The organism is Epilithonimonas mollis (assembly GCF_900142325.1).
Lineage (GTDB): Bacteria > Bacteroidota > Bacteroidia > Flavobacteriales > Weeksellaceae > Epilithonimonas > Epilithonimonas mollis.
This window is the reverse complement of the sequence record NZ_FRAM01000001.1, coordinates 1201209-1212923: the sequence shown is the minus strand read 5'-3', so window position 1 is coordinate 1212923 and position 11715 is coordinate 1201209. Positions and strand designations below refer to the sequence as shown.

12 protein-coding genes and 1 tRNA gene are annotated in these 11715 nt (G+C 36.4%); 11 read left to right on the top strand and 2 right to left on the bottom strand.

Annotated features, from left to right (window positions below; translation table 11 throughout):
• The first annotated feature begins 28 nt into the window (after positions 1-28).
• The 10 genes from BUA97_RS05375 (at position 29) to BUA97_RS05330 (ending at position 7847) form a co-directional block, all read left to right on the top strand.
• Positions 29-892 (top strand): MotA/TolQ/ExbB proton channel family protein, encoded by an 864-nt coding sequence (locus BUA97_RS05375; RefSeq protein WP_072996788.1) that lies wholly within the window; start codon positions 29-31, stop codon positions 890-892.
• A gap of 81 nt (positions 893-973) precedes the next feature.
• Complete coding sequence (locus BUA97_RS05370; protein ID WP_072996787.1) at positions 974-1576, top strand: ExbD/TolR family protein; 603 nt, start codon at positions 974-976, stop codon at positions 1574-1576.
• A 9-nt stretch (positions 1577-1585) separates the two neighbouring features.
• Complete coding sequence (locus BUA97_RS05365; protein WP_072996786.1) at positions 1586-2125, top strand: ExbD/TolR family protein; 540 nt, start codon at positions 1586-1588, stop codon at positions 2123-2125.
• A gap of 32 nt (positions 2126-2157) precedes the next feature.
• Positions 2158-2982 (top strand): energy transducer TonB, encoded by an 825-nt coding sequence (locus tag BUA97_RS05360; protein WP_072996785.1) that lies wholly within the window; start codon positions 2158-2160, stop codon positions 2980-2982.
• A 69-nt stretch (positions 2983-3051) separates the two neighbouring features.
• Positions 3052-3237, top strand: a complete 186-nt coding sequence (locus BUA97_RS05355) for a C4-dicarboxylate ABC transporter (protein WP_072996784.1) — start codon at positions 3052-3054, stop codon at positions 3235-3237.
• Positions 3238-4107, top strand: a complete 870-nt coding sequence (locus BUA97_RS05350; RefSeq protein WP_072996783.1) for a PstS family phosphate ABC transporter substrate-binding protein — start codon at positions 3238-3240, stop codon at positions 4105-4107.
• 117 nt (positions 4108-4224) lie between these two features.
• Positions 4225-5859 carry a tetratricopeptide repeat protein gene (locus BUA97_RS05345; RefSeq protein ID WP_245795802.1) on the top strand — a complete coding sequence of 545 codons (1635 nt, stop codon included), beginning with the start codon at positions 4225-4227 and terminating at the stop codon, positions 5857-5859.
• Positions 5860-5938: 79 nt separating this feature from the next.
• The gene (bshB1, locus tag BUA97_RS05340; RefSeq protein WP_072996781.1) at positions 5939-6661 is read left to right on the top strand and encodes a bacillithiol biosynthesis deacetylase BshB1; all 723 of its coding nucleotides are present in this window, start codon (positions 5939-5941) and stop codon (positions 6659-6661) included.
• Positions 6662-6695: 34 nt separating this feature from the next.
• Positions 6696-6771, top strand: a tRNA-His gene (locus BUA97_RS05335).
• Between the two features lie 77 nt (positions 6772-6848).
• Entirely contained in the window at positions 6849-7847 is a 999-nt protein-coding gene (locus tag BUA97_RS05330; RefSeq protein WP_072996780.1) for an acyltransferase family protein, read from the top strand.
• Between the two features lie 53 nt (positions 7848-7900).
• On the opposite strand, the gene BUA97_RS05325 is transcribed toward BUA97_RS05330, so the two are convergent.
• Both BUA97_RS05325 and BUA97_RS05320 read right to left on the bottom strand, forming a co-directional pair.
• Positions 7901-8236: a DUF3276 family protein gene (locus BUA97_RS05325; RefSeq protein ID WP_027383662.1), complete on the bottom strand. Its 336-nt coding sequence runs from the start codon at positions 8234-8236 to the stop codon at positions 7901-7903.
• A 136-nt stretch (positions 8237-8372) separates the two neighbouring features.
• Positions 8373-10061 (bottom strand): ABC transporter ATP-binding protein, encoded by a 1689-nt coding sequence (locus BUA97_RS05320; protein WP_072996779.1) that lies wholly within the window; start codon positions 10059-10061, stop codon positions 8373-8375.
• 166 nt (positions 10062-10227) lie between these two features.
• On the opposite strand from BUA97_RS05320, the gene mqo reads away from it, so the two are divergent.
• A complete protein-coding gene (mqo, locus tag BUA97_RS05315; protein ID WP_072996778.1) occupies positions 10228-11709 on the top strand; it encodes a malate dehydrogenase (quinone) in 1482 nt (493 codons plus the stop codon).
• The last annotated feature ends 6 nt before the right edge of the window (positions 11710-11715 follow it).

Genomic DNA, 11715 nt, shown 5'->3' with positions numbered 1-11715 from the left:
AATTTAACAATTATAATTTAGTTTTAATATGGAAATGAATGTTTCAAACACAGATGAGCAAGTAGTTGCTAAGAAAAAAGGAGGTCTTAATCCGGCGATAGTTATTCCTATCTTATTAGTAATAGGTATTGCTATTTTTTTATTTGTTTGTGGTAACCCATCAAACTTTACAGCTGATCCTCGTATTGACGGAGTAGCTTCTGTTGCTTTCGCAGATATCGAAAGTAAAGAATTACACCCACACGGTCTTGGGATGGTTTATATGGGAGGATTTATCGTTCCTATCCTTATTACATTTATGATCGTTGTGATCGTTTTTGCTATCGAGCGTGCATTTGTTTTGAGCAAAGCAGCTGGGAATGGTAGCGTTGATAACTTCGTTTTGAAAATCAGAAGTTTACTGAATCAGAACAAAGTTGATGAAGCTCTTGAAGAGTGTGACAGACAACAAGGATCAGTAGGTAATGTTGTGAAAGAAGGTCTTACAACTTACAAAGCATTGGCTAAGGATACTACACTAGACAAAGAACAAAAGATGGCAGCTCTTAACAAAGCAATCGAGGAAGCAACTACACTTGAAATGCCGATGTTGGAAAAGAATATGATGATTCTTTCTACACTTGGTACAGTTGCAACATTGGTAGCATTATTAGGAACAGTAATCGGGATGATCAGAGCTTTCGCTGCTTTAGGTGGTGGCGGTGGAACCCCAGATGCTGCTGCATTATCAATCGGTATTTCTGAGGCACTTATTAATACAGCTTTAGGTATTGGTACGTCAGCTGTAGCAATTATTCTTTATAACTTCTTTACGTCTAAAATTGACGGATTGACTTATAAGATTGATGAAATCTCTATGAGCATCCAACAGTCTTTCGCTGAGTTTCACTAAGAAATAAAGCAAAGCAAATTTACGAAATGTAATTTTATGCATTTCAAATTCATAAATTAGTTAACAAAGACATTTATAATAATGGCGAGAATTAAACCAAAAAGACATGGAATAGTTACGGATATGACCGCTATGTGCGATGTTGCATTCCTACTGCTTACATTCTTTATATTAACCACACAGTTCAAAAAACCTGATGTGGAGCAAATAAAACCGCCGTCTTCTATATCAGAGAAATTACTTCCTGATGCAAGTCTTATGACAATAAATGTTACTCAGAAAGGTGCATTCTATTTTCAACCCGTAGAAAACGGTACAGAAAGAATACAGCTTCTTGACAAAATGGGTCAGAAATACGGAATGAGTTTCACAAACCCTGAGAAAGTAGCATTTACAAGAGTACAGGCGGTAGGTGTGCCAATGAGTCAGCTAAAAAGTTATTTGAATCTTCCTGAAGATAGACAAAAAGCATTTAAGGCTAGCGAAGGTATTCCAATGGATAGCACAAACAAACAATTGATAGACTGGGTACAGCAGAGTTTAGCCGTTAATCCTAACTATAAGTTAGCAATTAAAGGTGACGTAACCACAAAATATCCAAAAGTAAAAAGTTTGTTTGAAGGTTTAAGAGATATTGATTTTCTTAAATTTTGGTTGATAACAACACAAGAAAAATCTAATTAATCTACAGAAATGGCAGAAGTTCAAGTAAAAGAGGATAGCGGGAAAGGCGGCAAGGTCCGTTCGAAAAAGCAGAATACCCGTGTAGATATGACGCCGATGGTAGACTTAGGTTTTCTTTTGATTACTTTCTTTATGTTTACCACAACATTTAGCAAACCAAACGTAATGGATCTTGGTCTTCCTGCGAAGCCGAAGAAGGACCAGAAGCAACCAGACACAGAAATTAAACTTAGCAATTCCATTTCTATCATTATAGGAAAAGATAATAAAGTTTTTTACCATCAGGAAGATCAGGCAGGTCTTAATGAAGAAACACTTGTTGAAACTAACTTTGACAGAGAAGGAATTAGAAAAGTAATTGAGCAAGCAAAAGCTAGAGCAGCTGATAAAGACAAATTCACTGTTATTATCAAGCCGACTGACGATGCGGTATATAAGAACTTTGTAGACATTCTCGACGAGATGGCTGTTACCAAAAACGAAAGATACGGTGTAACCGATATCAAACCTTGGGAATTGGCTATTTATAAAAAGAAAGTTGGAGAATAATCACTACAAGTATCATATTTAAAATATAGACAATGGCAGATGATAATTTAAATTACGACTTATCTCTTGATGAGATTGTATTTGAAAATAGAAATAAAGAATACGGAGCTTATGATCTCAGAACTACGTATCCTAAAATGCTTACAAAATCGTTTTTGATTGGAACAGTATTTTTTCTTCTTCTAGCAGTTTCTCCTCTTATTTATCTAAAAATTCAGCAAATGAATGCTAGAGAAAAAACAGAGGTTGATGCTAATCTTGTAAACATTTTGGAAGAAGAGCCAATTATAGAGCAACCTAAAGATGAAGAACCGCCACCACCGCCACCAAAAGTGGAAGAGGAAAAACAAGAGGTTATTCAAAACGTTGTTCCGGAACCTAAAAGGGTTCCTAAGATTGAAACGCCACCACCGCCAATTACACAGCAGCTGGAAACTACAACAGGCTTACAAAATCAAGAAGGTGTGAAAACACCGGCTTATACGCCGCCGCCGCCACCACCTTCAACAGGTAAATCTACGACAGCTGAAGTAAAACCAGTAACCAATGAAGTCTACGAATCTGTAGATCAGGCAGCTGAATTTCAGGGCGGTATCAATGCATTCCGTACCAAGTTTCAAAATAGTTTTGATTCCGGAAGTTTGGAAGGTGAAGGTACTCTGAAAACAGAGATTACTTTCGTAGTTGAAAAAGACGGAACGCTAACACAGGTAAAAGCTAGTGGTCCTAACTCAGACTTCAACAGAGAAGCTGAGGCAACTGTAAAAGGAATCAAAACAAAATGGACGCCTGGTAAAGTCAATGGACAACCTGTAAGATCCAGATTTAGATTCCCAGTTACTATGAATTTCCAATAATGGTTTAATTTGTAACAGATTATACAAAAGAGAAGTTTTATAACTTCTCTTTTTTTATTAGATTTGTATATGTTTAAATGGCTTTCTTTAATAACAGGGATTTTCTACATTGTTTTAGGAATTGTTGTTATACTTTACAAATTCTTCATCATTATTCTGGAACCTAATGTGGCTTACCCTTTAGGCGGATTATTAATAGCTTACGGGATTTTCCGTATCGTAAGGGCTATTGTAGGAATTAAAAATGATAATTAAATGAAAAAAATATTTTTTCTGTTCATAGCCTCTGCTATCGTCTTTTCATGCTCAAAAGAGAAAACAAAAGAAATTGATACGCCCAATAAAGGACAAATTACCATCGAAACAGATGAATCTTTTAAAAGTGTAACGGAGGCTCTTGTAGAGCGATACACATCACTTAATCCGGATACAAAAATTAATCTGGTTGTCAAAAAGGAAGATTTGGGATTACTGGATCTTCTGGACAAAAAAGCCAGAGTTGTGGTAATGTCGAGAGAACTTTCCACAGAAGAAAAACAGGCATATGATACAAAAATTAACCTGCCTTGGCAACCCGCTAAATTTGCGGCCGATGCCGTTTTGTTCGTTGTTCCCAAAAATTCTCCATTAGAATCTATTTCTGTCGAAACCATTTATAATGAATTAAATTCTGACAAAAGGAAACTAATATTTGATGGAACCAATTCCAGCAACCTTAATTTTATTGCCCAGAAGTTTAATAAAAAACCATCGGAACTTAAATTTTCCATCATCAACGGTAATGAGAATGTTGCAGAACAGCTTGCCAACTATCCTGATAAAATTGGTGTTATCAGCTATAACACGATAAGCAGGCCTTTCGGTGAAGAAGCGCAAAAACTTAGAAATCAGTTAAAGATCCTCAAGGTTGTAAAAGATAATATGACTTATGATGTGTCTTTAGCAAACCTTAAGGATATGCGATATCCGTTTACAAGAGTTCTTTACTTTCTTACGAATGAAGCGTACTACGGTTTAGGAAATGGATTTATTCGTTTTTCTTGTCAGCAGCTTGGACAGATTGTAGTAGAAAAAGAAGGTCTTCAACCATATAACATGTTTAAAAGGGAAGTTCAGATGAGATAAGGCTTATTTTTAATAAATTTTTAACAGAAAAAACTTTTATTTATAATATAATGGTCTGAATATTGCGTCATTCCAATGATTTAATTTTTTGAAAAAATAATGAAAACAAAATATATAATGAATTTAACGAAGAAAATTGCTTTAACTGCTGCAGTAGGTTTTTTTGTGAATCTGACTTTTGCTCAAAGCGTGCAGGATGGTATCAATTATGTAGATAGTCAGAAATATGCTAAAGCAAAACAAAATTACACAGATCTAATCAACCAGAATCCTAAAGATGCTAGTAACTATTTTTACTTAGGCAATACATATTTAACACAGTTCGACCCCAACTTTAATGAAGCGCAGGAAAGTTTCAATAAAGGATTGGCTGCTGACCCTAAAAGCTATTTGAACAAAATAGGCTTGGCATCAATTAAGCTTGGAAAAGGTGACAAGTCAGCAATTTCTGAGATTCAGCAAATTGTAAAAGATTCCAGAGAAAAAGATGCGGAAGTATTGTTCAGGGCTGGTGAGGCATTGACTTTGTTTGAAAAAAACAGTTCTCCTGATTTGGCCATTACATTCCTTAATAAAGCTATTGAGAAGGCTCAGAAAGGAGGTGTTCCTGCTAATTACTATTATTCTCTTGGAGATGCATACCGATTGAAGAAAGACCCGGGCAACGCCATGTCGGCTTATGATAAAGCTGAAGCTGTTGCAAAAAATAAGGCATCTGTATATACAAGAAAGGGGACATTGTGGATTGCTGCGCAACAATGGCAACAGGCTAAAGAAAATATTGATAAAGCAATTGCTGTAGATCCAACTTATGCGCCGGCTTATAAAGCTCTGGCTGGATTTAATATAAAGTATCAGAAAAATACGGAAGCAACTCAGAACCTTATTAATTATACGAAATATGCTGATGACGATCCATATACTAAACTGGAGATCGCAAAACTTTATTTCACCAATGAGGATTATGCTAATGCAAAGAAAACACTGGATGAAGTATTTGATAAGGTTAACGACCCGATCAAATATAAGCTTAGATCTTATATCCAGTACGGAGATGGCGATTATGCAGGTGCAAAACAGAATATGGACACCTTCCTTTCTCAGGCAGACAAAACCAGGATACAGCCTTCTGATGAAGGTTTACAAGGTCTGATTGCAGCCGGACTGGCAAAAACTGAAAAAGATGCTGCGGTAAAAGCACAACTGGAAGCTGTTACACAGCAAAAAATAGCATTTGCAAAAGCAGCAAAAGATGAAACGTTGAAATGGGATGAGGAACTGGCAAAAATAAAAGGAGGAATCAGCAATGCTTCGGCGAACGAAGGTCCGACAAATGCTACAATCGATGCTTTAAAAGCAAAAGTGGCTGCTAACCCGAAAGATACAGACACGTTGTATAAATTAGCTCAGGAATATCAAAATGTCCAAAACTGGAATGGAGCAATCCTTACCTGGAGCAAGATGTCTTCTGCTTTGCCAGATTGGGCGCCTGCTTACTACAGCCAGGGTTACGCTTATCAGCAAGCCGGTAACAATGAGATGGCGAAAGCATCCTACGAAAAGTTTATTTCTCTGGTAAAGCCAGCTGAGATAGAGGCCAGCAAACAGAGTTTAGGTTATGCATATTTCTTTATTGCTTACATGGAAAAGGATACCAATCCTGAAAAGGCAAAACAAGATATCGCCAAATCTCTTGAATATGAACCAACTTATCAGGATGCGGTCAATCTTCAGAAAACCTTGAATAAGTAATTATTTATAAACAAAAAACTTCCCAATTTTTAATAAAGTTGGGAAGTTTGTTTTAGTAAATTAGCAAAAATATTAGAATATGAAATGTGATATATTAGCAATTGGTGCTCATCCTGATGACGTTGAGTTAGGCTGTGGCGGAACAGTTGCTAAATTGATTTCGGAAGGAAAGAAAGTAGCAATACTGGATCTTACAGAAGGTGAGCTGGGAACAAGAGGAACGCGTGAAACCCGTGCAGCCGAAGCAAAAGATGCCTCAGAAATATTAGGAATAAGTTTCAGGGAAAATCTGAAACTGAAAGATGGTTTTCTTAATAATTCTGAAGAATACCAATTGAAGATCGTCGAAAAAATAAGAAAATACAGACCGGATATAGTTTTGGCAAATGCAATAGATGACCGCCACCCGGATCATGCAAAAGCTGCAAAATTGGTCTCTGATGCCTGCTTTTTATCAGGTTTGAGAAAAATAGAAACCTTTGATAATAACGAATTACAAGATGCCTGGCGACCAAAACAGATTTTTCATTATATTCAGTGGAAAAATATCGAGCCGGATTTTGTGTTAGACATATCAGGATTTTTGGATAAAAAGCTTCAGGCATGTCTTGCTTATAAAACACAATTTTTTAACCCCGATTCCCAGGAGCCTGTTACACCTATAGCGACCAAAGATTTTTTGGAGAGCCTGACTTACAGAGCACAAGATCTGGGAAGACTTTCCGGCGTAGAATATGCGGAAGGTTTTACCACGGAAAAATTATTAGCATTCAAAAATTTTGAAGGAATTGTTTGTGATTAACTGATAAAATTATCTATATTTGCACACGCAAAACGGTGATTGTAGCTCAGTTGGTTAGAGCGTCGGATTGTGGTTCCGAAGGTCGGGGGTTCGAGACCCCTCATTCACCCAAAATAAAAACGCATTCTTTTATAGGATGCGTTTTTTTGTTTAAGAATGTTTCGTTACTTTTAGATTTTGATAATCCATGAAACACAATAATAATTTTGATTTTCTAAGATTCTTATTTTCATTTTTAGTTGTAGTAGGGCATTCTATAATCCTTAGTGGAAAACCCGAGTTCTGGAACGGATTTTTTGCGTCGATGCCTAATTACAGTGTTTACTCTTTTTTTGTTATAAGCGGATTTTTAGTCTATTCAAGTTTTGACAGGTTAAAAAAAATAAAAATCTATACAAAAAATCGAATTAAGAGAATCCTGCCGGCTTACTTATTCGTGGTGGTGTTTTTTGCGGTTTTTCTGTTCTTTTTTTCATCAGCAGATGCAGGTCATTATTTTTCCGGAGACTGGTTTAATTATCTTTTTCTGAATTTAATTTTTGCCAATTTTTTGAAACCATGCATTCAGTTTCTCTTTGAAAATAATCCTGGATGTGCGGTTAATGGATCGTTGTGGACTATAAAAGTCGAAATTATGTTTTATATGTTCGTTCCTGTTTTATATTATTTATTAAATAAAAAAACGCTGCGAGCAAAGAACCTGATTCTCCTCGGATTGTATATAGGCTCATTAGTATATGGGCATTATGTAGAGAAATATTATAACTACGAGATGGCAAAACAATTGCCGGGCAGCTTGAAATATTTTGTCAGTGGTATTTTTCTTTACCTGAATTTTGATTTTTTTAAAAAATATCAGAATATCATTTTATTATTTGCGATTTTGTTAGGGTTTTTAGAATTCTGGTTTACGCCAGTTCCTGTTCGGGTTGTTTTTCCTTTCGCGTTGGGCATTCTGATTATTTGGTTTGCGTATTCTCGCATTCCTCTGCATAATTTTGGAAAATATGGAGACTTTTCCTACGGGATGTATCTTGTTCATTTCCCGATTATACAGATATTCGTACAGGAAAAAATTTATGATAACTATATGTATACAGGGCTTGTTGCGAGTTATATTGTAGTTTTTCTATTTTCGGTGCTTATCTGGAAATTTATAGAAAGCCCTTTTCTCAGAAAATCTTAAAAGTATAAATAACAAAAACGCATCCTTAAAAGATGCGTTTGGAGATATTGTCTTTAAACTTCGTCGTCTGAATCTATCGTGAAAGATTTGGATTTGAAATCTTTATCATGTCTTTCAGATATTACATCTTCACCTTTTTGCTGGATTATAAAATCTGTAGACTCATTGAATAACTCCTGAAAACTTTTGAAATCTTCTTTATAAAGATAGATTTTGTGCTTTTCAAAAGTAGCCTCGCCATTTTCTCCGAAGTTCTTTTTACTTTCTGTAATGGTTAAATAATAATCACCCGCTTTGGTCTCCCGCACATCAAAGAAATACGTTCTTCTGCCTGCTTTCAACACTTTAGTGAAAATCTCATTCTCATGTCGTTCCTTAAATTCACTCATTGTTAAATATTTTTTAGAAATCTGTTGTAACAAATATAATAGAATTCTCGGAATTTCAAAATATTTTGTTAAAAAAAACCACTAAATCAAGTTTTTTCTTAAAATTTTGATAAAAAATATTGTAAAATGATATCTTTTAATTGAGATAAAGAATTTCGTGCGCTCTTTTTGCACTTGATTCTCTGTGAGTTATTATGATGGAAGTGGTTGTTTTAATATCCTTGTCAATGTTCTGCAGAATATTTTCTTCCGTTTCTGTATCTAGTGCGGACAGGCAATCATCAAAGATCAAAATATTCGGTTGTTTGATCATCGCTCTTGCAATGCATATCCTTTGTTTTTGCCCGCCGGAAAGCATTACGCCACGTTCACCAACCATTGTTTCGTACTGATTCTTGAATTCTTCTATATTTTTGTGGACATCTGCTTTTTTTGCCATTTGCATCACCAAATCCCGGCTTGGGTTGTCAACTGCAAAGCCAATATTGTTCTCAATAGTGTCAGAAAAAAGATAACTTTCCTGAGGCGTATATCCGAGTTGATTCCGGTATAGCTTCAGATTATGGTTTTTCAGATTTTTTCCGTCAATCAGGATTTGGCCTTCATCGGGATCGATCAGTCGGCAGAGTAATTGTGCAATTGTAGATTTTCCGCTTCCGGTTTTTCCCATTATTGCAAGTGATTTTCCTGCCTCGATTCTGAAGCTTAGATTGTCAATTGCTTTTATGCCTGTATTTGGATAAGTATAGCTTACATTCCGGAATTCGATTTCTCCTTTTATTGGATACACTTCATGATTAGTGTTAACGATCTCTGATTTCATATTCAGAAACTCATTCACACGCTGCATACTTGCGTCTGCTCTTTGATTGATAGAGGTAACCCAGCCCAACATGGAGAATGGAAAAATAAGCATGTTGATATACATGAAGAAATCTGCGATGGTTCCTACACTCATTTCTCCTGCAATGTACTTTTGACCGCCGATTACAAGAATAGCCACGTTCAGAAGTCCGATCACGAAAATGATAATCGTAAAAAAGTAAGCTTCTGTTCTTGCAAGATCAAGGGCTTTATCCTGATAGTCTTTAACTTTGATTCCGTAATTTTTTTCGATGTATCTTTCCTTACTGAAGAATTTTACCACACGGATTCCAGAAAAGCTGTCCTGAACGAAAGTTGAAATGGCAGACTGGCTTTTCTGCATCACTTTAGATTTCTGGTTGATGATGTCACTCACTTTATAAATACCGTACGACAAAATAGGAAGGGGTATCAGTGTCCAGAGTGTCATCTGCAGATCAGTCATAAACATGTAAACACTGGTAATGATCAATAGAATAACCAGGTTTACCACATACATCACACCCGGACCGAGATACATTCTGATGGCAACAACATCTTCGCTAAGCCGGTTCAGCAGATCTCCGATAGTTGTCTTTTTATAATCAGTAATCGATATTTCCTGATAATGGCGGTAGATTTTATTTTTCAGCTCATATTCGATTCTTCTGGATGCAACGATGATCGTCTGCCTCATCATAAAGGTGAAAAAACCGGATAACAAGGAGCAAACGATTAGAATCCCGGAATTAATAAATATTATCCGGAAATAAGCCCAGTTATTCTGAATATTTTCAATTAGACCCGCCTCATCAGACAATTTTAGCGTAGAATAGTTTTTCTCGATGATATTGATGGTCTGGCCGATATACTGGATTTTATAAATAGCAAAAAAATTACTCAGAATAATAAATAAAAATCCCCAGAAAAGTAATACGCGATGTTTCCAGAAATATGGATTCAGTGTTTTTAAAGCTTTCATTCCTTTTGCTTTGATTTTCCAAAAGCACTGCAAAATTAATGAATTAAAATTTCAGAACAGATTTCTGAGTAAAATTTCAGATTTATTAACAAATGGTAAGATATTAAAAAATATGAGGCACAGAAATTGACATTAATCAGTAATTTTGTACCGGTAAATCTATATAATGACTCCAAAACCAAAATATGATGTAGCCTTAGTCGGAGGTGGAATAATGAGTGCAACACTGGCGACCATGCTCCACGAGTTCGACCCTGATCTGGAAATCGTTATTTTCGAGAGATTGGGAGAAGTAGCGAAAGAAAGTTCATCGGCCTGGAACAATGCCGGGACTGGCCATTCCGCTTTCTGTGAATTGAACTATACGCCGGAAAAGGATGGAAAAATTGATATAAAAAAAGCAGAATACATTGCTGAGCAGTTCGAGGTTTCCAAACAGTTCTGGTCTTACCTTATTAATAAAGGCATTATCGATAATCCGAAAGAATTCATCAATTCCTGTCCACACATGAGTTTTGTTTTTGGCAGGAAAGATGTGGATTATCTCAAAAGACGTCACGATGCACTTCTTAAATCGCCATTATTTCAAGGCATGGAATATTCTGATGACCATCAGAAACTGAAAGAATGGATTCCGCTGATGATGCAGAAAAGAATGACATCCGACAAACTTGCTGCCACCAAAATGGATTTGGGAACCGATGTCAATTTTGGAAAGCTGACTCATAAATTAATTGAACATCTCAAAAAAACTGAATCTGTAGAGGTTTTTACCTACCACGAAGTCAAAGATATCGATACAGACGGAAAAGGCGGCTGGGAGCTACATGTGAATGACAGAAAGAATCTTCATAAACAAACGGTAAATGCCGGGTTTGTTTTTATCGGTGCCGGCGGCTATGCACTTCCCCTTTTGGAAAGTTCAGGAATCGAGGAAAGCAAAGGTTACGGCGGCTTTCCTGTAAGTGGACAATGGCTCGTTACTACCAATCCGGATTTGGTTGAGAAACACCATGCTAAAGTTTATACCCAGGCAACCGTTGGCGCACCGCCGATGTCTGTTCCGCACCTGGATCTTAGGATTATTGACGGGAAAAAAGCTTTATTATTTGGACCTTTTGCAGGATTTTCCACAAAATTTCTGAAGGAAGGAAGCTACTTGGACTTGCCTGAGAGTGTTAACTTTAAAAACATACGTTCGCTGTTCGGTGCCTGGTGGCATAATATGCCGCTGACAAGATACCTTATCCAGCAGGTTACTATGAATAAATCTCAAAGAATGTCTCATCTTAGGGATTTTGTTAAAGATGCAAAAGATGAAGATTGGGAATTGATACAGGCAGGTCAAAGGGTTCAGATCATCAAAAGAGACCGCTTTGAAGGAGGCAGACTGGAATTCGGGACGGAAGTCGTTATTAACAATGAAAGGAATATAGCCTCGCTTCTAGGTGCATCTCCCGGTGCAAGCACATCTGCATTTGCGATGATTATGGTTATGGAAAAATGTTTTGAAAAAAAACTCACCACTGACTGGAAGGATAAACTTCTGGAAATGGTACCGAGCTATGGAAAAAAAATGGCGGAACATCCGGAATTAATAAAGCAAATAAGAGATTATTCGAAAGAAAAATTAGAATTACATTATTAATCTTCA